This is a genomic window from Bradyrhizobium sp. 27S5 (assembly GCF_037217225.1).
Classification (GTDB): domain Bacteria; phylum Pseudomonadota; class Alphaproteobacteria; order Rhizobiales; family Xanthobacteraceae; genus Bradyrhizobium; species Bradyrhizobium septentrionale.
Window position 1 is genome coordinate 7,625,566 of the sequence record NZ_CP147714.1, and the last position, 24,576, is coordinate 7,650,141.

Annotated in this window: 17 protein-coding genes and 3 pseudogenes; 2 read left to right on the forward strand and 18 right to left on the reverse strand. The window is 62.3% G+C overall.

What is annotated here, in order from left to right; all coding sequences use genetic code 11:
- Positions 1-2: 2 nt before the first annotated feature.
- From WDM24_RS35970 to WDM24_RS36015, 10 genes and pseudogenes are all read right to left on the reverse strand, one after another.
- A pseudogene (locus WDM24_RS35970) lies at positions 3-1,984 on the reverse strand (conjugal transfer protein TraG).
- A 36-nt stretch (positions 1,985-2,020) separates the two neighbouring features.
- Complete coding sequence (locus WDM24_RS35975) at positions 2,021-3,784, reverse strand: relaxase/mobilization nuclease domain-containing protein (RefSeq protein ID WP_338829115.1); 1,764 nt, start codon at positions 3,782-3,784, stop codon at positions 2,021-2,023.
- A 250-nt stretch (positions 3,785-4,034) separates the two neighbouring features.
- Positions 4,035-4,718, reverse strand: a complete 684-nt coding sequence (locus WDM24_RS35980; protein WP_338829116.1) for a lytic transglycosylase domain-containing protein — start codon at positions 4,716-4,718, stop codon at positions 4,035-4,037.
- Positions 4,719-4,930: 212 nt separating this feature from the next.
- Positions 4,931-5,443 carry a S26 family signal peptidase gene (locus WDM24_RS35985; RefSeq protein ID WP_338829117.1) on the reverse strand — a complete coding sequence of 171 codons (513 nt, stop codon included), beginning with the start codon at positions 5,441-5,443 and terminating at the stop codon, positions 4,931-4,933.
- Positions 5,440-5,904 (reverse strand): annotated as a pseudogene (locus tag WDM24_RS35990) (DUF2840 domain-containing protein). Before WDM24_RS35990 ends, WDM24_RS35985 begins: the two are co-directional and overlap by 4 nt.
- A gap of 289 nt (positions 5,905-6,193) precedes the next feature.
- The gene (locus WDM24_RS35995) at positions 6,194-7,075 is read right to left on the reverse strand and encodes a replication initiator protein A (protein ID WP_338829118.1); all 882 of its coding nucleotides are present in this window, start codon (positions 7,073-7,075) and stop codon (positions 6,194-6,196) included.
- Between the two features lie 22 nt (positions 7,076-7,097).
- Positions 7,098-7,379: a helix-turn-helix domain-containing protein gene (locus tag WDM24_RS36000; protein ID WP_338829119.1), complete on the reverse strand. Its 282-nt coding sequence runs from the start codon at positions 7,377-7,379 to the stop codon at positions 7,098-7,100.
- 134 nt (positions 7,380-7,513) lie between these two features.
- Entirely contained in the window at positions 7,514-8,023 is a 510-nt protein-coding gene (locus tag WDM24_RS36005) for a DUF2285 domain-containing protein (RefSeq protein WP_338829120.1), read from the reverse strand.
- Positions 8,024-8,090: 67 nt separating this feature from the next.
- The gene (locus WDM24_RS36010) at positions 8,091-8,285 is read right to left on the reverse strand and encodes a transcriptional regulator domain-containing protein (RefSeq protein WP_338829121.1); all 195 of its coding nucleotides are present in this window, start codon (positions 8,283-8,285) and stop codon (positions 8,091-8,093) included.
- A gap of 166 nt (positions 8,286-8,451) precedes the next feature.
- Positions 8,452-8,724 (reverse strand): DUF2285 domain-containing protein, encoded by a 273-nt coding sequence (locus WDM24_RS36015; protein ID WP_338829122.1) that lies wholly within the window; start codon positions 8,722-8,724, stop codon positions 8,452-8,454.
- 229 nt (positions 8,725-8,953) lie between these two features.
- On the opposite strand from WDM24_RS36015, the gene WDM24_RS36020 reads away from it, so the two are divergent.
- On the forward strand, positions 8,954-9,181 hold the full coding sequence (locus WDM24_RS36020) for a helix-turn-helix domain-containing protein (RefSeq protein WP_007594546.1): 228 nt from the start codon (positions 8,954-8,956) through the stop codon (positions 9,179-9,181).
- Positions 9,182-9,435: 254 nt separating this feature from the next.
- On the opposite strand, the gene WDM24_RS36025 is transcribed toward WDM24_RS36020, so the two are convergent.
- The 8 genes and pseudogenes from WDM24_RS36025 to WDM24_RS36065 form a co-directional block, all read right to left on the reverse strand.
- Entirely contained in the window at positions 9,436-9,756 is a 321-nt protein-coding gene (locus WDM24_RS36025; RefSeq protein WP_338829123.1) for a DUF736 domain-containing protein, read from the reverse strand.
- Positions 9,757-10,313: 557 nt separating this feature from the next.
- Positions 10,314-10,796 carry a hypothetical protein gene (locus WDM24_RS36035; RefSeq protein ID WP_338829124.1) on the reverse strand — a complete coding sequence of 161 codons (483 nt, stop codon included), beginning with the start codon at positions 10,794-10,796 and terminating at the stop codon, positions 10,314-10,316.
- 133 nt (positions 10,797-10,929) lie between these two features.
- Complete coding sequence (locus tag WDM24_RS36040) at positions 10,930-11,853, reverse strand: DUF2493 domain-containing protein (RefSeq protein ID WP_338829125.1); 924 nt, start codon at positions 11,851-11,853, stop codon at positions 10,930-10,932.
- Between the two features lie 332 nt (positions 11,854-12,185).
- Complete coding sequence (locus WDM24_RS36045) at positions 12,186-13,247, reverse strand: DUF7146 domain-containing protein (RefSeq protein WP_338829126.1); 1,062 nt, start codon at positions 13,245-13,247, stop codon at positions 12,186-12,188.
- Positions 13,247-17,569: a strawberry notch-like NTP hydrolase domain-containing protein gene (locus tag WDM24_RS36050; RefSeq protein WP_338829127.1), complete on the reverse strand. Its 4,323-nt coding sequence runs from the start codon at positions 17,567-17,569 to the stop codon at positions 13,247-13,249. The genes WDM24_RS36045 and WDM24_RS36050 overlap by 1 nt, the downstream gene beginning before the upstream one ends.
- Positions 17,570-17,753: 184 nt before the next feature.
- Positions 17,754-19,861 (reverse strand): annotated as a pseudogene (locus tag WDM24_RS36055) (ParB/RepB/Spo0J family partition protein).
- Between the two features lie 134 nt (positions 19,862-19,995).
- Positions 19,996-20,946, reverse strand: coding sequence for an ArdC family protein (locus tag WDM24_RS36060; RefSeq protein ID WP_338822060.1), 951 nt, complete (start codon positions 20,944-20,946; stop codon positions 19,996-19,998).
- A gap of 216 nt (positions 20,947-21,162) precedes the next feature.
- Positions 21,163-21,408, reverse strand: a complete 246-nt coding sequence (locus WDM24_RS36065) for a hypothetical protein (RefSeq protein WP_338829128.1) — start codon at positions 21,406-21,408, stop codon at positions 21,163-21,165.
- 1,072 nt (positions 21,409-22,480) lie between these two features.
- On the opposite strand from WDM24_RS36065, the gene WDM24_RS36070 reads away from it, so the two are divergent.
- Positions 22,481-24,376, forward strand: a complete 1,896-nt coding sequence (locus tag WDM24_RS36070; RefSeq protein ID WP_338696614.1) for a reverse transcriptase domain-containing protein — start codon at positions 22,481-22,483, stop codon at positions 24,374-24,376.
- The last annotated feature ends 200 nt before the right edge of the window (positions 24,377-24,576 follow it).

Consider the following 24,576-nt stretch of genomic DNA (forward strand, 5'->3'; position numbering starts at 1 on the left):
CCCTAAAGCTCCATACCGTCATTCGGGTCCATAGCGATCTGACGCGCGACGCCACGCATCTGCTGGCGCATGAGTCGAGACTGGCGGACCGCATCCTCGTCGTCGTCAACAACGGCAAATTCCTCTGCCGGCGTCGGTTCGGTCGTCTCCTTGACAATCGCGACGTGATCGGGGAGTTCGGGTTCGCGGCGGAGCCCGCTGTTCGCCTTGTCTTCTTCTCCTTGCCCGCTGTCGGTTGGAAGCGGCGCCGCCTTCAGCGTTCCAAGCGTTGACCATCCGTCCGTGCGCGATGACCGACCGGATGCCGCTGGATCGGGCGGCGGCAACACCCGCTCGGTGAATCGCCGGTCCTCGTAGTAGCGCACCTTCTTCGCCCGGATTGGCGGCGCGCCTGCCACCATGACGATCTCGTCCATCGGCGGAAGCTGCATGACTTCGCCCGGGGTCAGCAGGGGCCTTGCCGTCTCCTGGCGCGAAACCATCAGGTGCCCCAGCCAAGGGTTCAACCTGTGCCCGGCATAGTTCTTCATGGCCCGCATCTCGGTCGCCGTACCCAATGCGTCGGAAACCCGCTTGGCCGTCCGCTCGTCGTTGGTCGCGAAACTCACGCGGACGTGGCAATTGTCGAGAATGGCGTTGTTAGGCCCATAGGCCTTCTCGATCTGATTGAGCGATTGCGCGATCAAGAAACTCTTGATGCCGTACCCCGCCATGAAGGCGAGCGCGGACTCGAAGAAATCAAGCCGGCCCAGCGCCGGGAACTCGTCGAGCATCATCAGGATGCGATGCCGGCGGTCACGGGCGTGCAGTCCTCGGTCAAGCGGCGGCCAATTTGGTTCAGCACCAGGCGTATCAATGGCTTGGTCCGCGAGATATCGGAAGGCGGCACTACCAGGTAAAGCGTCGTCGGACGGCTATCTGCGATCAGATCCGCGATGCGCCAGTCGCAGCGGCAGGTCACCTGGGCCACGACAGGATCGCGGTAAAGACCGAGGAACGACATCGCCGTGGACAGGACGCCTGAACGCTCATTCTCGGATTTATTGAGGAGTTCGCGCGCGGTCGAGGCGACCACGGGATGGGCGCCCTGCTCGCCAAGGTGCGGCGTGGTCATCATCGCCTTTAACGTCGCTTCGATCGGCCGCTTGGGGTCGGACAGGAAGGCGGCCACGCCGGCCAACGTCTTGTCCGCCTCGGCGTAGAGGACATGCAGGATGGCACCGACCAGGAGCGAATGGCTGGTCTTCTCCCAATGGTTCCGCTTGTCGAGCGAGCCTTCGGGGTCGACAAGGACGTCGGCGACATTCTGGACGTCGCGAACCTCCCATTCCCCGCGCCGGACCTCGAGGAGCGGATTGTAGGCTGAGGACTTGGGGTTGGTCGGGTCGAACAACAGGACGCCGCCATGCCGCGAGCGAAAGCCAGCGGTCAGTTGCCAGTTCTCACCCTTGATGTCGTGAACGATGGCCGAGCCGGGCCAAGCCAACAACGAGGGAACGACGAGGCCAACACCTTTGCCCGACCGGGTGGGTGCAAAACACAACACATGTTCCGGCCCATCATGGCGGAGGTAGTCGCGGTCGAGCTTGCCGAGCACCACCCCGTCCGGACCGAGAAGTCCAGCCGCCCTCACCTCCTCCAGACCAGCCCAACGCGCCGAGCCATAGGTCTCGACATTCTTGGCCTCGCGCGCCCGCCAGACCGACATGCCGATTGCCACCGCGATCGAAACGAACGTGCCTGACGCCGCGATGAAGGCTCCCTCGACAAAGACCTGAGGTGCATAGGCATCGTAGACGAACCACCACCAGAAGAAGACCGGTGGGTAATAGACCTTCAAGCCCAACAATTCGAACCAGGGGCGTCCGAGTTCGGGTTGGTAAGAGAGCCGCCAGGCCGTCCACTGGGTTGCTCCCCAAATGGCGAGCAAAACGATCAGGCCGACAACGATCACCTGTCCCCAGAGGATTTTGGTTCCGGACATCCCGAACGCCCTTCCGCGATGGAATTGGAGGGATTGCTAGAGGCCGAGGTCGCGCTTCCGACCAAAGCCCCATTCAATTCCACCGCCGTCCTTTATGACGCCGGTGACGTGTTGGCCGAGCCTCTTTTCGAGTTCGCGCGACCAGGGCACGAACTGGAAGCCGAGCCCGTCATCGATCATGGCGAAACGACCCGAGGCGAGCGTCAGGCGTTGGCGATAGGTGCCCGCCACATGTTCCCGGGAGGCGGCCTTCAGGTGAGGCAGGCCAGTGTCGGCCGAAATCCTTGATCCCACCTCGTCCAGTTCACGTCGGCGCAGCGTGTTCAGGAGGTCGCGCTGCAGGACAGTGCGTTGACCCTGCCGCTTTGCCAGGCCATCCTGAATCAGATGCTCGGTACGGGCTTCCATGGCATCGCGGGTCTCGCGGCCGAATCCGCCCATGGCGAGCGGCATTGGATCGCGTTCGACCAGCCTGTGGTCGAGCCAGGTCGCCCCTTTTGCTGTGACCTGTTCACCAAGATCAAGGTCGGAACGGATCGCGAGTACCAAGGTCGGGCGATGATCGCCCGCTTGACCAAGCCGTCGCACTTCGACAATACCGCCGATCGGCGGTGCATGTTCGAAGGCCTCGACCCCGCGGAAGCGCACGTGGTGCGCGCGTCCGTCTGTTCCGTCGATCAGGGCGTAGGCCTCGCCCGTCAGTTCATCATGCAATCCCCGATCGACCAACCGTCCGACAATCTGGGACGTTGGTTGTCCACCTTCGATGACGAAGTCGGCAACCCCGCGCGCTTCCCCACGCTCGGTAAAGGCGCGGTGCATGGTTTTGATGATGTCCCCGCGCATGCCGAGGTCGCGTAAGCTACGCTCGGCCTCGAGCCCGACCATCCATTCCCCCGGCGCGGCGGATGCAGCAACGCCCATCTTCTCCAGATGCTGAAGACGACCGACCATCAGGCGGCGGATCTCGGGATCTGACTTGGCGGAATGCTCTGGGCGAAGATCGATATATCCGGTCTCATCGGCCACCAACCGGACCTCCCGATCGAGCCGCGTCCATCGCTCTGCCGTGACTTCCCTCTCCAGCGAACTACGGATCTCGTGCTCCGGCCTTGGCCCCAGTTCGATGGCGACCAGATCCTCGGCGCGGGAGCGCAGGCCCTGGCTGATGTAGTCACGGGAGATCACCAGATCGGCTCCCTCCGCATCGACTCCCCGAACGAGAAGATGGAAGTGGGGGTTGTCGGTGTTCCAGTGATCGACGGCCACCCAGTCGAGCCGCGTGCCGAGATCGGTTTCCATCTGCCTGGCGAGATCTCGGGTGAAGGCCTTGAGGTCCGTCATGTCGCCGGCGTCCTCTGGCGAGACGATGAACCTGAAATGATGCCGGTCGTTCTGACACCGTTCAGCGAAAGCCGCGCTATCAGCTTGGTCGCTGCCGGCATCGAACATCTCGGCCCGCTCACCACTCCGAGTCACTCCGTCGCGTTTGAGGTACGAAAGATGAGCTGTCAGGGGTGCTGAGCGGAAGGCACGTCCTTTATGGCGAACAACGCGCGCCTTCACCACCACACGCCGCGTCGGGCTGAACAATCTGGCGCGGCTGAAGGACAGCCGGCCGCGGCCAAACGTCGAGCGTCCATAGGCCGCAGAACGCCTGCCAGCCGCAGCCTGACCGGAAGAGTGTCCGGACTTCTTCGCGGCACGCAGCACCTGGTTGATAAAGCTCTTCTGCTTGGGCGCGCGGGTACTGCCGATGCGTCCGGGCCGAACACGCAGATCGCTGTCGCTTGCGGTCATGGCCGGCTCTCCCAACGCTCAAAAGCGCATACGGTGCCGAGAAGGCCTTTGATTGCATTCGCCAAAATGCAAGGCGCGGCACGCGCCCCGACCGACCGGCACGCCAGAACCCAAGCCATGCCAGTGGCTTGCGGTTCGACCGGCGAGCCCCTTTTATCTCGCCGTCCTGCTGTCGTGTTTCCCCACCGCTCTCCCCATTCCACCCATTCTTCTCCAGAACACGCCAACGCATGCGAGCTTGCGCGTTCCATCATTGCGCGCCTCCCGCATCAGATCTCGCGACGAACAACCCTGTTGCCTGTGGCACAATGGCCGAGATGTCGTGAACGGATGCAGCCGTCGGAGCCCGGTTCGGTGGACGCCCAGGCTGCAGCCGGGCAACGCTCGTTGGGCCTTTAGGCCGCACAACAAGGAGAACTCCCGCGGATGACCGCAGACGAGCGACTGCACTGGAAGTGGTAAGGTCGCTGCCGATGACTGGCGCAAGCTTCTGCAAGTAGGCTTGGGTCTCTGCTGGCAATGGACGGCCGGCAAGACGCTCGTCGTAACGAGCAGGCCCCGCGTTGTAGGCCGCAAGAGAGCCCGGCGCACCGTAGCGGTCACGCAGTTCGCTCAGGTATGCCGTACCTGCAAGAATGTTGTCATGGGGATCGTAGGGATCGTTGCCGAGGTCGTATCGCAGACGTAGCTCCGCCCAGGTTTCTGGCATGATCTGCATCAACCCCATTGCGCCCTTGGGTGACTTGGCGCGCACGTCTCCGGCGCTCTCGACGTCTATGACTGCGAGTATCCAGCGCGCCGGGATGCCGAAGCGACGCGAGGCCGCCTCAACGACCTCCGCAAATGAATTGCCAGTTCGATAACTCGCTGTTGGCTCTGCCGGTCGCGGCTCGGCGATAGCAGCAGCGTTAATCACAGCCAGCGCAGCAAACAACTGTACGACAGCGCCCAGGCTCCTCTCGAAAAAACGCGAGCGTGCCGCTGTGCTCGCGTCTGTCCAGGGTAAAGTCACTTCGCGCCGGCCTTTCGGCCGCCCTGGACCGCCGCTGCGCGCGCCGGCCGTGCTATCGTTTGTCGGGACGGAGGAATGGCCCCGCATTCGATCGAACAGAGGAATGGCTAGTCGAACACATGGAAGACGCACGGTCACTCCTCCGATGTCCACACGGGAAGCGCGCGGCCGATCACGGCCGACGCCGGAAGGAATCCAAAATATCGGCCGTCAAGCGAGTCGTCCGACTGCCAGTTCATGAGAAAGAGTTCACCGTCGCGGACCACGCGACAGCCCTGCCATTTCGGCAGCGGCAGGCCGCGCCCGTCGCGATCTCGCGCCTCGCCCATTTCAATGCCGTCAACCGAAATCGTGAGGTCCATTCTGCAGACCGTCTGCCCGGGCAGGGCCAAGACCCGCTTGAGCATGGGGACGCCGACCGGCAGATAGCCGTTCAGGTCAAGAAAGGTCGCGAGCGGCTCCGGCGGCTCAACCACGACCAGTTCGGTGACATGGAAGCGCTTCGCCGATCGTAAGCTATAGAGACCGATTGGCACGCTCGCCGATGCGTTCCAAATGTAGAGTGGAAGCGGCTCCAGGGCGATTGTGGAGACGAGCGCAGCAGCAACCGCGAACGTCGTTATCAGCATCATCAGGCGGCGTGTCATCGCATCACCCTTTGACGATGGAGCCAGGCCTGATGGCGCGCCTTCGTGTAGGGGCGCGGGCTTTCGTTGACGGACAGACGGTTATGAACGTGATGCCAATGATCAGGAGCGGCATCGGCGGGGTCGATGCCAAGCGCCTCGATGGCATCGATCATCTGCAGCACCCGCTCGACCTTCGGCCAACCGGAGAGACGCAGCAAAATCTCTCCTCCGGGCTTCACCTAAGGGACGGTCGAGTAGCGCTGTCCCGGTGCGACTGCGCGCAAGATGTCGATCCGAGAAATGATCGTCCCAAAGTCGTTGGAGGTCCAACGGACGAAAGCAAAGATGCCGCCTGGCGCGAATGACAGGACACGTCGGTGGCGATCGATCTTCCGTTCCTCGACGATGCGGCCGAACCGAATGCGGTTTTCGATACGCTTCTCGAGCCACAACACTTCCACTTCAGTGAGATCGCTCATGCCGCCGCCCCCGAAGACGGGAATTGGGAGCCGTAAGCGTTGGCGGCGGTGAAGCACCTGTACGGCTTCTGCCGACAAGGAGGATTGACAGCCCGCGGTTGCCAGTCGCCTGCGATGCGGTTTCCGGCTTGGTCCGTTAGAAGAAATCCGAAGGATTTCTGGTTAGTAAAGTTAGAGCGGCGAGAAAGCGCAGGGAAACAAGCTCTTAAGCTCGATTTCAGTCCCCGATAGCACGAGGATTGGGTCCTCGATAGCACGAGGGTTGCGGTCCCCGATAGCACGAGCTGATTCACAGGTTGTCCTCCGAATTTGGAATGAGACCGCGGCGGCGCAGGCGTGCCGCTAAGGGATCAACAGGCGTAGGTGCGAAGTTCAGCCGCTCAGTGCCGTTCGGATCGCGTGTGAGCACGAGCTGATAGCCGGGCAGTGTCTGGCGCTGAACGATCTGCCGTACGTCATAAGCAAAATGCTTGAGCGGCGAGAGGATGCCGGACTTGGCATGGAGGTGCACAAGATCAAAGCTCCAGCCGCCGTCCTGACGACCGCCGTGCTTGCGGACGAGACGGTAGAGCCACCGCTCAAGCCCGCCCGTCAGATCGAAATACGCGCGATCAATTGTCAGCACGAGCGCGTCATCGATGACGCCCGCATAGAACCAATCAGGCAGGATCATCTCGAGTCCAAATGGACGGCCATTTGCGTCGGCCGTCTCCTTCCACTCGTTGATCCAGGAGAAACGATGCCGTCGCCGCTCTTCCGGCTGGCGGATCGAGGTCAGCACTGTCGTTGACTGCAACCTGTCGAGACCCGCTTTCAGCCGGTCATAGTCGCGTGCGCTGGTGCCGCGGCCGACGAACGTCAGAATCTCATAGGGCGTTGCAGCCATCAGGCGCGACGTCTTCAGGCCGGCGTCGCGTGCTTCGACGATCTGGGACGCAGCCCAGATCAGAACGTCTGCATCCCAGATGGTTGCCATGCCGTGTTCCGGCACGGCTTCAACACGAATTGCGATCGCACCTGCACGGAAATCGATCGGCACGATCCGCTTCGTTTTTGCGAGCGAAAAGAACGGATAGGCCATCAGATCCTGTGCGTCGCGTGCCGCAAGATCGCCCGGCAGCGCCCGAAAGAGTTCAAGCTGGTCACGCTCGGAATGGTGTTTGCGCCGCATGGTCACTGCTCTCACGCGGCGATCAGCGACGTTCCTGGCCCGCATACGGGCGCAGCACCGGGTGCTTCTTGGCCGGCAGCACAGTGCCTTTGCCGGGATCCGAGGTTGACGTCTTGGCGCCGAGATCAGCCCATGCTTTCAGGTCATCCAGAGCGTAGACGACGCGCCCGCCGATCTTCCGATAGGTGGGCCCGGTGCCGTACGTGCGGTGCTTCTCGAGCGTGCGACCGGAAAGACCAAGATACCGCGCGGCCTCCGGTGTACGCAGGAAGCGCGGGGGTAGACCGGCGATCGAATCGGGCATTTGAGAACTCCAAGGAGACAGCGCACCGCGCACGGCGGAGCCGGCGCGTATTCGGTCATCATGGAGAAGCGCGATGTCGGAGGGGGATGCCGAATATCAAGGGGTCGATTTTCGGCACCCCCGGGAGGGCGGCGCTACTCGTCCCTGCGCTCGGGCCGCAGAAGTTTGCGATAGCCTCCGCGCACAAACGCGAGGCCGCTCCGTACGAGACGGATGGTTCGGCTGCGCAAATCGTGCGTTTTCCAGGCGCGATCCGGTATGCGCTTTTCGTCGAAAAGTGCCTCTGCGATGCTGCGATAGGTCGCGCCGTCAAAATACGCAGCGACCGCGCGAAGGGCTGCGCATAATCGTTCGCGCCGTTGTTTAGACAAGCGATGAAAGTCAGGTCCCGGCGCGCGTCCATTTAACGCGCGCCACAGCCGCGTGGCAGCGTGCGCGCGCGCTTCGAAATCGCGGTCAAACGGCAACTCGGCTGCATAGCGAGCGCACGCGCTCAGCGGCTGTTTCGACCAGATGCGATGCTCCACCGAGCCAATGTGCAGCACCGCGTGCCAACCGTCGGCGGCGCGGCACACCTGTCCAACTGTAAAGTCGAGCAGCGGCTGAGACGCTGACTCGTGAGAAGCGGCCGGGGCGATTGCCACCGGAACAACGGATGCTAGAACTTCAGGTGTCCAAAAGATCGCCTGTTCTTTGGCGGGCTTTTGTGGATCATGGGCGAAAGCAGATGCCCCATCTCCTCCTGAATTCCTCGGTCACTTGGCCATCTGGACCGTTCACGATCATTGTTTCGTAATCGCGTTGGTAGTCCACGTTCATACGAAGACCTGTCCAGGCGATGTGAGTGATCTCAGCATTCTCTAGGCTCTTAAACGAATCCGGCGATCGCCAGTCGAATTCAGGCATTTCTTCCGCCCCATTGCATGCAGCTAACAAGGATTGCGGCGCAATAGGTATGAACGAGCCGGTTGTAGGAAGCCCCTAGTTTGGCACCGCGTGGTGCACTGGAATGACCACCGGATAACGGAAGAAAATAGTTCTGCGTGCAGGGTCGCCAGTCGGCGATTTTCTTCTATTTTGAGCCGGTGCCGCGTAAGAGACGACCCTGCTCAGTCACCCATTTGGCGCGCGCAAGATGACTCTGATATGCGCTCCGCGCACGGTCCGGCTCTCGCTCTGGGTCCATATGCAAGACCACTCGAGCCACTTCGCGCCAGTCCGCCTCTTCACCCTCCGCCTGCAGAAGACGAATGTACGTGACGACATGCTGTTCGTCATAGGCCGTCAGCGCCGGCTCGTTCGGCGCGACATCCGCGACGTCAGGATCTAGCGGCGGCTTCGACATCAGAAACTACAATATGCGCGGGATTGAAAATCAAATCGCGAGGCGCGCGCCTTGCCGGCTCGAACAGTTCCCTGCTCTAGCATATGGCAAGCCACCTGCTCGGACGAGCATTCAAGAAGCGGCGTTCCCCACATTTTCAGCAATCGAAGCTCCGTCCATGACCTTCAACACCAGCTCCGCGTATTATAACACGTAGCGCCAAAATACGCGATTGCTTCCTATCCTGCGGATGGATATTCGCAAGGTTTTCGGAGCGAACGCGCGTCGATTTCGACTGGCCCTTGGCTTGAGCCAAGAGGCCGTGGCGGAACGCATGGGCGTCGATCGGGCCTTCGTAAGTAGCATGGAGCGAGGGCTGCAAAACGCGACATTGCTAACAATCTGGCAAATTGCCCAAGCTTTAGGGGTCCGGCCTGCAGATTTGCTTGAGGAGAAGGTGTCCAAAGTTCGATCCTGACTTCCGCGAGCCGGGCCGGCGGCCCGGGAGCGCCCGACGGGGACACGCGTCACGGCTGCCGATCCGGCTTGCTGGATCGGCGGCCGTGTATCAGGCCTCCAACAGGCGACCAGAGGGACGCGCCGAGCGCGCCCATCAAGCGAAATTTCTCTCAGATGGGCTTAATGACCTTCAAACAATCGGTCGGTATCATCGACTGAGGTAGGATTTTGAGAAGCCCCGCCCGGCGGACCGGACGGGGCTTGGCGGAGGGTCTACTCGCCGTTCTTGCGGGGCCGCGACCAGAGCAGGGTGTAGCCCTCGCCGCCTTCGTCATCGAACAGGTTTGCGTAGATGGGCGCGTTGAACGAGGGGTCATCGAGCTTGAGCGAGAGGTAATCGCGGCCCTCTTCGGAGCGCTTCGACCAGGCTGCCCCGATCTCCGCCCGCCCCACGTAGATGCGGTGGCTGGGAGCGTTTTCGTTGGATCGGTTGGTCTCGGCGACGATACGGACGCCCTTGGCTTGCAGGCTCAGGGTGACGATCTCGCCCTGGAAGTCGTTGCCGGCCTTCTTGAAAGAACCGATGTTAGCCATGTCACTTCTCCTGTTGTGTTTCGAGCCCGCGACCACCGCGGCCTCGATGGCGATCTAGAGGCCGAGGACGATTGGCGACGCACCCGCTTGCGGGCTGGAGCGCAGCGGAGGACGCCATTGTTGCGACTTTCTTGCCTCGCGAGGAATGGGCGTAAGCCCAGGGGAAGAAAGTCGCATCAACGGCGTTGCGGCTCAGACGATCGAGGCGCAGCCGGTCTTCGGCCAGATCAAGCCATCAAAGAGGCCACGTGCGTCCGCGTGCTAAACCGCAATCTGAAGGAGAAGACTTGGCGAAGTTCGGTTGAACTGCACAAGAGGTTGGTACGGTTCGGCGCAGAAAGAGAAACAATCTGCCGCAACGGGCGGTATCGTCCCGGAAGGAATGATCGAGGCGCGGCGCGTCGCTCCACCGCAACTATTTGGACCAGACCGAGATTGGTACGGCTCGCTTAAAGCGCTCCGAGGAGAAGTGCGGTTACCTCTCGCTCAAGCTCGATGACCCCTCGTTCAACGTAATGCGCCTGCGGTTTTGCTCGATTGATGACGGCGACGAAGCGTCATCGCTCATGCGTGGCGGCTGTGAGAACTGGTTGAGGCATATTCTCCGTCACCCCGGCCGACTCCAACGGGCGGGTCTCCGCGAAAACGGTCAAGCGCGTCCATGCCGTGCCGCCGATGCAAACCGCACCCAGGCAAGCGAAGGCCTCGCGCCAAGTGAGCGAAGGCACCCCGATCTGCGACAGGGCAAACACCACATGATAGCCGGCAATTGCCGCAGGGACGGCGAATGCGGTCGCGATCGCGATACGCAAAGTCCGTGACCGACTGACCGCGACGGCGATCTGACCGACGGCAAGCGTCAGTGCGCCGGAGGCTAATCCGATAAGCAGCGCGCCGACGACGCCGGCGCCGCCATGAAACGCCATTATCCCAAAACTGAGCGCGACGAAAAACGGCAACGCATACACCGCCAGCGCAAAGACCAGCCAGCAGAAGAAACCGATACCAAGTGTGTTGAGGACAAGGCCAAGGGCGAGCATGGCGGTGGCTCCAATGCATAGAAGCACTAGTCGCGCCTTCCACCACCACCGCGGCGCGGCTTCGGACGTAAAATCGAAACGAGGCGAAGTTGCGGCGTGCAACTCCGCCTTGGCGTCTTCGAGATGACGGCGCTTACGCGCCGCCGAACTTCCAGACGGGAATGCCGAGCCGCTTTGCCTTGTCGGCAAGGTTGTCCTGAATTCCCGTTCCCGGGAAGTGCATGACGCCGATCGGCAGAAGCTCAAGCAGCGCATCGTTGCGCTTGAACGGTGCCGCCTTGGCGTGCTTCGTCCAGTCTGGCTTGAAGGCGATCTGTGGCACCTTGCGATTGGTCGCCCATTTCGAGGCGATCAGTTCGGCGCCTTTCGGGGAGCCGCCATGGAGGAGGACCATGTCGGGGTGCTTGGCATGAACCTTGTCGAGGCGATCCCAGATGAGGTCGTGGTCGTTGAAGTCGAGCCCACCGGTGAGTGCGATTTTGGGCCCTGACGGCAGCATGACCTCGGTCTCGGCGCGGCGTTTTGCTGCGATGAAGTCGCGGGAGTCGATCATCGCCGCGGTGAGCGTGCGGTGATTGACCAATGATCCCGACCGCGGGCGCCAGGACGCGCCGGTGTGGACCTCAAATCGTTCGATGGCCTGGTCGCGGAACAGTTCCAGGCAATTGCGACGCTCGATCAGCGAGATGCCTTCAGCCGTCAGGCGCTCGAGTTCGACCGATCGCACTTCAGAGCCATTCTGCTCGCGCTGGCTTTTGTGCTGAGCCTGCTCGTTGTCGTCGAGTTGGCGTTCGATGCGATCGACAGCACGATGGAACAGATTGACGGTCGACCAGAGCAGATCGTCAAGGTCCCGCTCCAGCCGCGTGTCGCTCAGGGTCGCAACCAGGGCGTCGAAGATATCGGCGACCGCGCCGGCGATCATCTTGCCCTCGGGGAGCGGTCTTGGATCGGGCTGGTCGTCGAAGGGACGATAGCCGAAGAGCTGTAGTTCAGTGAGGACGTGATCCGTTGGAGACGAGGCATGCGGCGGTTCGATGTCGTCATGGTCGGTCATGGGAAGAGGTCCTTTGCCGGATCGGCCGCGACCATCGCGGCCTTCGTGGCGATCCTCTGACGGCGGGCGGAACGGGCCAGAACCCGACAGGGCCGAAGCGACAGCGGAGGATGGCGGAGGCCGGCTATTTTGCTTCGCGATGCAAAGCGCGCTGGCCAAACGTACGATGTGTCTTCACATCGCCGGCGCGCGGCGGAAAATAGCCGGACGCAGCCATTGCCGGCCCGGGCCGCTTGCCGTCCGATCGCCCTTTAGAAGGCCGAGGTCGCGTCCTCTTCCGGTATTGGCCTCGCCCATGACCGACCTGTCGCTGTGGATCGAACAGTCGTGACCTACTCGGCGGGCACCGTCGACGAATGCAGGAAGCGGACGACATCCTCAGGTACGAGTTGACTCCGCAAGGCCGCGCGGAGATCGTCAAGACCGAAGACGTGCAGATCTTCGTTGAAATCGCCCAACCGGGGCGACAGCGCGGTCGCTTCAATGCCGGCGTCTGCTGCGCGCTGGGTCAGAACGGCGAGCACCGTATCACCGGCGGCATCGGCATCGCGAGCGATATAGAGCCGACGCAGGCCAGACGGCAGCAACATGGCCGAGAGGTGATTGGCCGAAAGCGCAGCGGCCATCGGCATCGTCGGCAGCACGTAGCGCAGCGACAACATGGTCTCGATGCCCTCGCCGGCGGCGAGTACGTCGTCTACGGCGCCGAAACGAACCGCGTTGCCGAGAAGGTCGCCCATCGCGCGTCGTGGCGTATCGATCGGAGCCTTGCCCAGTCGAACGCGATCAAAGCCGTCCGGGTCGAGCCAGGTGCGGTGTACGCCGGTGATCCTGCCATCGAGGTCCGTGACAGAAGCGATCATCGCCGGCCAGGTCTCCGTCGGCAGGTGCTCGTCCGGCCGATAGTAGCAGCGTGGGTGGAAACGTAAGCTGCCACCATGATGCATGCGGGCGATCCCGCGACGCTTCAGATATGTCTCAACCACGGTCCCGTGGATCGGGCTGGATATCGCAAAGAGCCGGCGGGCGGCCTCTTGGGATCCGGCTGGCACGGCTGGACGATCGGCTTCCGAGACCAATTCAGGCTTGATACGAGGCAACTTCAGAAAGCGCTCTGCCTCCTGGGCGACTTCGCGGAAGTCGCGCAAACCCAGGCTTTTGCGAATGATGTCGAGGAGATCACCGTGTTCGCCAGTTGCGGCATCGGTCCATTTGCCCGCAGGGCCCTTCGGCGATTCCTGAAGCCGCACGAACAGTGAGCGGCCTGGCGTGTTGTGGACGTCGCCGACCACCCAGTACCGCCCCGCCCGCTTGCCGTTGGAGAGATAATGTCGGCACACCGCCTCCGCCTCGCGCGCGAGGCGGCGTGCCAGTTCGCTGGCATCGCGGGGCATCAGGCGGCCTCCCGCTCACTGGCACGCTTGACCGGATAACGGTCGAGCACCTTCGAGAGGATCTCGACACCGCTCGCATCCGCAGGCACAAACATGCGTAGCTTCCAGGAAATGATCTCTCCAAAGAGGCCATAGGCCCGCAAGCGATCGCGCATGGTGTCGTTGAAGCCGACGAGTTCGATGCGGTGTGCGCCCATCACCCGGACACGGCGAAGTTGGAGTCCCTCCGCAAGCTCGAGGACGGCCTGTCCCTCTACCAGCGCGGCAAAGGCGGCGTCCGGCGTCAACGCCGGCACATCGGACGCAAGGACGTTCGCGACCCAGGTGGCCGAGACCTTGCGGCCGATGATCCGCTCGCCCGCGTCGGTCTGCAGCCGATAGATGCGGGTCGACTCATTCGGCAGCCGCTTCCAGATGGGCAGCAGCAAGCCGGCCACGACGTGGATCGTGCTTTCCGTGAACGCTGGGATCTCGGCAAGCTCCGCCAGCCAGGCCGCGGTGAAGCGTTTACGGTCTGCCTCGACCCAATGGCTTTCCGCCATCATCTTCAGGGGAACGCTATGCTGTTCCATCGGCCGGATCAGGCGGACGCGCTGCTCGATCTCGCCGTCATCAAGCATGAAGCTCGGAGCGGGGACCTGCACAGCGGCTCGTCCCGAGCGCTCATTGACCAACAGGATGGCGCGTGGATCGGAAAGACGACCAAGGGCGTCATCCAGGCTCACTGGATGATTGCGCTGGCGCTGGGTGATCGTGAGCAGCCGGGTCTCGGCGCCAGTGCCGGGATGGACGTAGATCGTCCGCCGGTCGGTGACCACAAAGCTCTCGGCGCGGAGCGTTTCCAGGCCGACGTCATAGGTGCCCGAGGCGACCGCGCCTTCGATCCGAGCCGTCAATAGCCGTTCGAAGACGGTGAACAGGACGTTCTGAAGATCGATCGTGAGCGCCAGCAACCTGTTCAGGAACGTCGTGATCGGCGGCAGGTCATCCCTGAGCCCGTTGGCATCCGTCAGCTTCAGGCCGGTCGCATCCTCGAACCGCTCGAGCGAGCAGCCCTCGACCTTGCCGCGCACCACGAGGGTGTAGAGTTGGCGCAAGGCGTCGCGGCCGTACTGGCTTTCGAGATTGTCCTCGGGCCGGAACAGGCCCTGCCCTCCGGTCTGGCGCTGGCCGCGCGTAATCGCGCCCAACGTATCGAGCCGGCGGGCAATGGTGCTGAGGAAGCGTTTTTCAGCCTTCACGTCGGTTGCGATGGGACGAAACAGCGGCGGCTGCGCCTGGTTGGTCCGGTTCGTTCGGCCGAGCCCCTGGATTGCGGCGTCCGCCTTCCAGCCGGGCTCTAGCAGGTAATGGACCCGCAGGCGGCGATTCCGCGCCGAGAGTTCTGCATGGTAGCTCCTCCCCGTGCCGCCTGCGTCGGAGAACACAAGGATCCGCTTGACGTCGTCCATGAAGGCCGACGTCTCGGCGAGGTTGGCCGAACCGGCGCGGTTTTCGACCACCAGCCGGTCGCCCTTGCGAACGATGCGTCGCGAGCGGCCCGTCACCTCCGCGACCAGATCGGTTCCGAAGCGCTGGATCACCTGGTCCAGCGCGCCCGGGACCGGCGGCAGCGAGGCGAACTTCTCGATGAGGCGGTCGCGCCGGGCGACGGCGTCCCGGCTCTCGACCGGTTGGCCGTCACGATAGACAGGCCGGGAGCGGAGATTGCCCTCCTGGTCGGTGAACGGTTCGTAGAGCTGGACCGGAAAGGAATGGGCGAGATAATCGAGGACATACTCGCGTGGGGTGATGTCAACCTGGACGTCGCCCCAGTCCTCAGTCGGAATCTCGGCCAGCCGGCGCTCCATCAGCGCTTCACCGGTCGATACGATCTGGATAACGGCGGCATGGCCAGCGTCCAGATCGCGTTCGATCGAGCGGATCAAGGATGGCGTCTTCATCGAAGTCAGGAGGTGGCCAAAGAAGCGCTGCTTCGCGCCTTCAAAGGCAGATCGCGCCGCTGATTTCGCCTGCCCGTTCAGCGTTCCGGTTTCGCCGGTGATGTTGGCGGCTCGCATCGCCGCGTCGAGGTTGTTGTGGATGATGCTGAACGCACCTGCATAGGCGTCGTAGATGCGAACCTGTTCGGGCGCAAGCTGGTGCTCGATGAACTCGTACGCGACGCCCTCGTAAGAGAGCGAGCGGGCCGCGTAGAGGCCGAGCGCCTTGATGTCGCGTGCGAGCACCTCCATGGCCGCAACGCCGCCCTCCTCGATCGCCTCGACGAACTCGGCCCGCGTAGCAAACGGGAAATCGTCGCCACCCCACAATCCCAGCCGCTGGGCGTAAGCTAGATTGTGTACGGTCGTGGCGCCCGTCGCGGAGACATAGACGACGCGGGCATTCGGCAAGGCGTGCTGGAGCCTGAGCCCCGCACGGCCCTGCTGGGAGGCCGCCTGGTCACCGCGCTCGCCCTTCTGGCCTGCCGCGTTCTGCATCGCGTGGCTCTCGTCGAAGACGATCACTCCGTCGAAGTCGGAGCCCAACCATTCAACGATCTGCCGCACGCGCGAAAGCTTTTCGCCGCGCTCGTCGGTGCGCAGCGTAGCGTAGGTGGTGAAAAGGACGCCTCGCTCCAGACGGATCGGTGTGCCCTGCCGGAAACGAGACAGCGGCGTCACGAGCAGCCGCTCCATGCCGAGCGACGACCAGTCGCGCTGCGCATCCTCGATCAGCTTGTCGGATTTGCTGATCCAGACCGCGCGGCGGCGGCCCTTGAGCCAGTTGTCGAGCAGGATGCCGGCCACTTGCCGTCCCTTGCCTGCACCGGTGCCGTCGCCCAAGAACCAGCCGCGCCGAAAGCGGACAGCATTTTCTGCATCGTTGCGTGCGGCCGCCACAACATCAAAGGTCGCATCCACCGTCCAGGAGCCCGCAAGAAACTCGGAGTGCGCCTCTCCGGCATAGATGACGCTCTCAAGCTGGGCGTCGGACAGGATGCCATCCGCCACGACATTGGCCGGCAGATGTGGCCGGTAAGATGGCTTCGGCGGCGCGACCGAGGCCATCGCGGCGGACTGCACGAGTTTGGTCGGATGCGCATGCGCGTCCCGAATACGGATCGCCTGCAGCGTGTATTCCTCATACAGCGCGTCGGTGAGCCCAGCGCCTTCCGGAGGCGTCCACCCGACCGTCTCGTAGTTGAGTTCGACGCCCTCTGGTGCGCCGTCTCCCGAAGTGGACGATGGGCGTGGTGCAAAGGCGCCCGCCGGCCGGGACTTCGCGGGGCGTCTGATAACGTCGACCACGACAGGAGTGGCGACGGGCAGCCTTGGAGGCACATACTGGATCACCCAGTCGAGCAAGGTGGCGACATCGCCCGCCATGCCCAGCGAGGCCTCAAAGATCTTCGGATCTGCGGCAGGCTGCTTGTCGATGACAAGCAGCCTTGTGTCGGTTTGCGTTCCGTGTTTCGCGTAGACCGCACCGTCGATGGCGGCAGAAAGCACAACCCGCCCGCGGTGCTGGAGGCGAACGAAGGCATCTCGCCATGCCGGATTGTCGGGCGTAAGACTTGCGCCGGTAATGGCAACCAGACGCCCACCGTCGCACAGACGCGCCAAGCACGAGGCGATGTGCCGGAGGGCCGCGTCCGCCATCCGTCGATCGACGTTTGCTAATGCCGAGAACGGCGGGTTCATCAGAACGACGCTCGGCACGACACTGGGATCGAGGTGATCATCGATCTGGGCGGCGTCGAACCGCGTGACTTTAACATTGGCGAAGAGTTGGTCGAGCAATGCGGCGCGGGCGTCGGCCAGCTCGTTCAATATCAAGGCGCCGCCGGCGAGCTCGGCAAAGATGGCGAGCAAGCCGGTCCCGGCGGAGGGCTCCAGAACCCGGTCGGACGGTGTGATGCCGGCCGCGGTGCATGCGGCGAGCCCAAGCGGGATCGGCGTCGAGAATTGTTGAAGGACCTGGCTGTCCTCGGAGCGCCGCGTGTGGGTAGGCAGGCGACTGGCGAATCTCGCGAGCATTGGCAGCATCGCGGCCATTGAGCCGGCCTTGCTCCGGATGGCCGGGCCGAACTTGCGGAGGAACAGAACTGTTGCCACCTCACAGACATCGTAGGCGGTCTTCCAGTTCCAGACACCAGTGGCGTCGGAAGCGCCGAAGGCAGCTTCCATGGCGCTGCGCAGGACAACGGCATCGATGCGACGGCCGCGCTCGAGATCAGTGGCGAGCTGTTGTGCCGCCCTGACGGCGGCGGAGGTGAGAGTTGCAGCGGCGCGCATCGAGAGCGGCGCGGCGGCAGCGCCGCCAGCGAGAGATTCGGTCATGACAGGGTTTCTTTCGGAGAGCAGGAACGGGCCGAACCGCCAGGCGCTCTCCTCAAGACCACGGCGATTCAAACCCTTGCCGGCCCTGCTCTCCCTCTCAGCCCTCGCCCAAAAGAATGGGGACCGGCGCTACACACCGGTCCCAAGCAATTGCTGGACGGCCGGAGCCGTCCCTTCTACGATGTCATTCAGCCGCATCGAGCTGTTGCGGATCATCTTCGCCCGCGCTCTCCCGATCCTTGTCGTCGGCGAGGAATTCGGGCAGCGGACCCGCTTCGCTCTCCTGCTCCCCTGATGCCGCATCGGGATCGACGAGCCGCAGCGGCTCCGGTAACCAGCCCGAGCCATCGAGAAGACGCTCAGCCTCCTTGGCCATGTCGGCCTTCTTCAGGTGGTCGATCAGTTGCGCGGAAGACTCGCCTCTTGCTTCCCGCACCGCCTCCAGGATGCGCGGCTTGGTGACCCGCCCGAGATAGTTGTCGACAGACGGGCTTCCAGCCCGCTCGAACCATGTCGAGGTCGACAGCGCGGGCTAGCACATCAGCCTGGTCAAGGCGGGTGCGGACGCCATGGGCGGAGACGCGGCCCTGATTGTAGCGGTTGGACGGCTCATAGACAGCGTTGACCGCAAATGACGCGCAGTGAGCAAACAGGGATGCCTGTGCGTCGCCATCGAGGGCCGAAAGAACATCCCAGAGCTCGTTCTCGCCCTTCGGCAAACGTGCCTTCCAGGACTCATGCCGCGCCTCAACGGCCTTCGCTAAGGCACTTTCCCTTAGGCCGGGAGCTTGAGCCGGAAAGGTCGGCGTGCGAAGTCCGATCTCGAGGCAGCTCCCGGACGATGCGAACCGGTAAAAGGCCGTCAGCACGAAATTGTGCAGCACCGCCTGAAACGCGACTGCAGGATTTTCTGCCAGCGCATCACGCAACGCCAGTGTGCGATGCGCAGTCAGCTCGGTGATCAGCCGATCAGGCAGAGGTCTTGTCCCGTCTTCGTCAACTTCTGCGTCGGCGCCGGCGGCGCCGCCGGCCACCGCGATGACCGCACGCTGGACGGAAGTACCAGCCGCTTTCCCCTCGATCGCCTGTATATCGCGGCCCTGCCCGACATCAGGACCGTCTGCCGACACGTCGTCTTCCGGACGGACGTAACCCCGGTCCACCGAGAGGCGGCCTTCGGAGTCGATGCTGACGAAGACGCCGGCGCGGACAATCTCGACCGGATCGTAAATCATCGGCCGCTCTTCGAACGCCACCAGAGCCGCCTCGATTTCGCCGAGACGCTGATCGACCTCATCAGGCAATTCGTCGGCATCCCGATAGTCGGATTCAAGCTTGGTTTGTTCCGCATTAAGAGCGTCGATGGTGGCCTGCTCCTCTGGGGAAAGATCGGCAAGTTTTCCCTCGACAGGCCATCCGCATGGCCGTAGGGGATATCGACGGCGACTGAAATCCACTTCCAACCCTCGGCTGCGATCGTCTCAGCCTCAGCCTTGAGCTTGTCCGTCACGAGACGGTCGAGTAAAGCAACGTCCTGGAACCAGCCGCCAGCTCGAACAGATCCCGCAAAACGCCGCCACCAGCCTGCTCGTAAGCATCCAGCCCAATGAACTGAACGCGGCGATCGGACGCACGCACGGTATTTTCTGTGAGCATTCGCCGGATCTGATAGGGCTCATCATAGCCGGATCGGCTGACATTCTCCCAGACCTGCTCCTGGCGCGTGTGATCCGCCGTGACCGAGAAGGCCATGAGCTGCTCGAGGGTCATGCCGTCTTCGGCATAGACATCGTGCAGCTTTGGCGACACCGATGCCAGACGCAGGCGCTGCTTGACGATCGCTGGCGAGACGAAGTGCCGCGCGGCGATATCCTCTTCACTCATGCCACCGTCATGCAACACTTTGAACGCGCGGAACTGATCCAGCGGGTGCAGGCCGACCCGCTCGTCATTCTCCGCGAGGGAATCGTCCTCGGCGATGCCGCCATCCCTGATAACGCAGGGGACGGGTTCCGCCCTCGCCATACGCTTCTGCTTGATCAGCAGTTCGAGCGCGCGGTAGCGGCGTCCACCAGCCGGCACCTCGAACATGCCAGTCTCCTGACCGTCGGCATCGACGACAGCACGAACGCTCAGGCTTTGTAACAACGTGCGCTGAGCGATGCTCTCCGCCAATTGCTCGATCGAGACGCCAGCCTTCACGCGGCGGACGTTGGACTGACTCAAGACCAGCTTGTTGAAGGGAATATCGCGGGAGGGACTGAGTTTGATTTTCTGAACAGCGCTTGCCATGTCGGTTTCTCCACGACGGGCGGCCGAAAGACTCTCTCTCGACCTCCTACCCGTCACAGACAAGCTGGCGCGCCTCTCACTCTCTGACGCACAGCACCAGCTCGGGACTGCCCCTGGCACAGCGTGCTGATGCATCACGCAGCGTCCTCTTTGCCCTCGATGACGGACTCGATCGCGGGCGCCAGAAAGGCGAGCAGGAAATCGGCGGCTTTCGATGCCGCACTCGCGGCGCGCACAACGGCGCGATTATCCTCGCGCAGAACCTCGAGCCAGGAACCGATGTAGTCGGCGTGGCGCACGGTCGGCACGATGCCAAGCGAGGCACAAACGAAGGCACCCGCCATTTCGGCGACCAGTTCTTCTCGCGCGTACGATTTTGAGCCGAACGAACCGGAGTGGTCTCGGTTGAGGCGGGACGCCTGGCCGGTCCAATGACCAAGCTCATGAAATGCGGTCCGGTGCCAATTGATCGGCTCGAAATAGACAGCCGGCGGTGGGACCTGCACGAAATCGCCGACCGTGTTGTAGTAGGCGCGCGCACCGCCGATGCGAAAATCCGCGCCGCTGACGGCGATCAACGCCTCGGCTCGGGGCTCAATCTGATCTGGTGGCGCCGGGACGACCGAGGCAGCGACCCCCTCGGGCAAGCCATCGCACTGGTCCGCGTTGAAGACGGTAAAACGCTTGAGAAACGGGATGGCGCCCGGCTCTTCACCGGCCTCCGCGGCGCGCCGGCGTTCGTCGTCCGGGGTGAAGCGATCGGCATAGACGACGGTTGTTCCACGTTCGCCCTTCCTGACGTGGCCGCCAAGCGCGAGCGCCTGGCGAAAAGTGAGCCAGCTCTGTCCGGAAAAGCCGTGCTCGATAACGGCACCCCACAGGATCAGCACATTGATCCCGGAATAACCGCGCTGTGTCGACGCGTTGCGCGGCATGGCGAGCGGCGCCTTGATCGCCGCCGTCCCCCATGGCTGCACCCACGGGATACGGCCGGCCTCCAGCTCGGCGATGATCTTGTCGGTGATTTCGGTGTAAAGGCTCGCGCGGTCTTTGCCGGCGCGAACTCGGGCGGCATGTCCAGGCATCGCGGTTCTCCGCGACGGGCACCGGAAGCCTCTCCTCCGATCCTCAACCCGTCGCGGCAAACCCGGCCCGCACTCTCACTCTCAGTGACGGTGACGCCACGCGCTCTTTGAGAAGCGGATTCGCGGTCGCGGGGCGTCTTGCCGTTAGGGATGAAAGGCCGGCTCAAGAGCGATCTCACCACTCGTTGGTATCAATTTTGCATTTGTGATATCGTCTCAATGTTGTGCATGTCGATTCACGGCGTGCGCATGTTCACTGAGCCAGTTTTCTACAGAGGACGACATGGCCAAGAAAGCGAAGAAGGCAAAGAAGACCGCCAAGGCAGCCACCAAGAAGGTGGCAAAGAAGACTTCAAAGAAAAAGAAGTAGTCGTATCCGCGACTGAGAGATTTCCGCCTGCGGGTCGCCGCAACCCGGACGCAAAGCGAACCTGTCCAAAGGATCTGAAATGTCCTTTGCATCCGTTTCTCTAGCGCGGCAAGGCAACATAAGGCCGGCCCTTTGTGCAGCTAGCTACTGCATAAAGGTCCGGTTTTTCGTTTCTGCCCGGCGAGGGCATGATCTGCTCTTGCGCGAAGCATCAATACGGCCACTTCCTGCGACGGTGACGCCACGATTCTCTGAGAGAATGGTTTTCGCGGCAGCGCAGCCTTCTTTCGCAAAAGTGATGGAAGCCCGAAGAGCGCGGAGCGAAGGGAAGGCAAAGCCACCCGGCGCGGGGCAGTGATAGCGACGCCGGCATCAAATGACGGCGGGAGCCGCGACCGAGTGCAGTCGCGAAGACCGGTTAACAAGGCACCCGCGTTCGGGGCAGTGATAGTGGCGCTGGCATGAAATGACGGCGGCCCCTAACGCGAGTGCCTCCGGCGAGCGACTCATGATCGCGCGAGGGATCGAAGCCGGATGGCGTGCGCCGTTGTGGCGTGAAGAAGAAGGGAGTGTTCGAAAGAATGGAGCCTACTGGTTTGGCTCTTACTTGCCCGACTTACCGGTGTCGGAAACGACTGAGACCTCGAAAGAGGAACGGGACCAGAGCATGTCGGGAAACGTCTCGAAATCGGGCGCCGCAGCCCGGTGGAGAGCACAGAGTAAGGTGTGCATGGTGAAAGCTGTATTGCCTGAATCCAAGTTTCCAGTTGCTAAAGGGTTGGCGGTAGCGAACGCGGCTGACACGCTACGCCACGCGGGGCAAATCGCACCGGCCAGTGCGATCTGCCACCAGTCCGCGTGGGACGACCTCCATCGGAGGGTCAAGGAAGCGAATGGGACACCTAAACACACCGCAACTCCCCACACACGTAACTACGGGATCGCCTGCAGCAGGTTCGTTCGCGAACCTGTATGGCGACGGAGCCGTCGTAGTACCCAAATGCCCAGCGTAATGGCCGGGACAGCCGCCGCAAGGCGGATGATCATGCGTATAAGGCCGGGTGACCGGATTGAAAGCGCCTCCGATCGGGGGAAGGACGATGCCGCCAATAACGGCATTTGCAGTATGCGTAGAGAAGATTCTTCGACGGAAAGGTTCTGCTGATGCAGGCCGTCATCATCCAGAGGAGAATTGAATCACTGCCGACTTTGTCGCGGTCGGGTAAGCGCATAAATGGCCTTCACCGCTTGATGAGATCTCCGTATCTCTTCGAGCGGGCCTACGAAAAGGTCTCCCTCAACAAGGGAGCACTGACGCCAGGTGTTGACGGCAAGACCTTCGACGGCATGTCGCTGACGAAGCTCGCCGACATTGCCAGGCGCGTAGCAGATGGCACTTATCGTTTCCGGCCAGTCCGCCGGGTTCACATCCCGAAGGGCAACGGCAAGACACGACCGCTGGGAATTCCCACGGTGGAAGACCGGCTCGTTCAGGAGGCGGTCAGGATCATCCTCGAAGCGATCTATGAACCTGTGTTCCTCGATGAGTCGCATGGGTTCCGCCCGAGGAGGTCCTGTCACACCGCTCTAAACCTCATCAAGAAGACTTGGACGGGTTGCAAGTGGCTGATCGAAGTGGACGTGCGTGGGTTCTTTGACAACATCGACCATGACGTTCTGCTCACGCTTCTCAAGAAGCGGATCGATGATGATAGATTCATCGGTCTGATCGAAGGAATGCTGAAAGCAGGCTACATGGAAGATTGGGTCCTTGGACGCACGTACAGCGGCACGCCGCAGGGCGGAGTAGTATCGCCCTTGCTCGCCAACATCTATCTGCACGAGCTGGACCAGCACATGCAGAAAATGAAGGCGGGATTCGATAAAGGTCGCGACCGACGCGCATTCCCGCCGTACGCGGCGCTGCAAAGGCGCGTCCTTGGTCTCCGCCGGAAGATTGAGCGGCTGCGCACCGATGGCGCGGAGCTGGCCGAGATCAATGCCGCAATGGCAGAGATCAAAGCCATCAACAAGGAGAGACGGAAAGTGCCTTCCGTCGATCCAATGGACCCCAACTTCAAAAGGCTCCGCTACTGTCGATACGCCGACGACTTCCTGATCGGCATTATCGGCAGCAAGGCGGAGGCTCGTGAAGCCATGGCCTCTGTCGAACGATTCTTGACGGAGACGCTGAAGCTCGCGATCTCGCCCGAGAAGAGTGGGATTCAGGCCGCTTCAAAGGGAGTGACCTTCCTCGGTTACCGTATCGCAGCGTACACGTCCTACGGGGGTGGGCGAAGGTCCAACCGCAAGGGACCGGCAGCACGGACATGGCGTATCACGCGCCGGCCGACTACCGGTAATATTAGCCTACGTGTGCCGCGAAAGCGGATAACCGAGTTCTGCAAACGGAACGGCTATGGCGACCTCGCCAGGAAGACCGGCCGTGCTCGTGAGCAGTTCCTGGTCACCAGCGACTCTGCGACCGTGCTCGCCTACAACTCAGAGTTCCGTGGTTTTGCGAACTATTACTCGTTTGCCGATGACAACAAACGCGCCTTGGGAGTGTTGGAGCTTGTTGTGTTCCGCAGCCTCATCAAGACGCTGGCGTTGCGACATCGAACGACGAGGGCGCGGATCATGGCCCGTCTGTGGAAAGGCACGGACTACGAGGTTAGTTCTGTAGTCCGGGGCAAGCTTCGCACAATCAAACTGTGGAGACTGAAGCACCTCACGCGAACCTTCTGGATAAGTCCAGTAATTGACGATGTCACAAGGGGTGCGTGGTGGGTCAGAAACTCGAATGACCTAATCGACCGGTTGAATGCTCGCCGATGCGAAGCATGCAGCGGCACGACAGGGCCGTTCGAGATGCATCACCTCCGCCGTGTTCGAGACCTGCGAAGTGGGTCGCTGATAGTCTGGAAACGATCTGGCTGGCGGCGCAAGACCATCGTCTTGTGCCCGTCGTGCCGGGCGACCGTTTCCGGTCGAGAGCACTCGCACATGGAAAGCCGTGTGCATCGCAAAGGTGCCCGCACGGTTTGGGGGGAGGCGTAGGAACATCCTCCGCGGAGGTGTTCCACGCCTACCCTACGGCCGAGACGCAAAGCGGCTCGGTTCATATGTGGACGGCCCCCGACTTACAAGGACTGGATCGGTCAGCACGTTCGGATCGCTTGCGCTCATATGTCCGGCCTATTTTCGGATCTTACGACCCTTGGCCAAGATGGGCTTCGCGGACAGTGAGTTCCAAACAC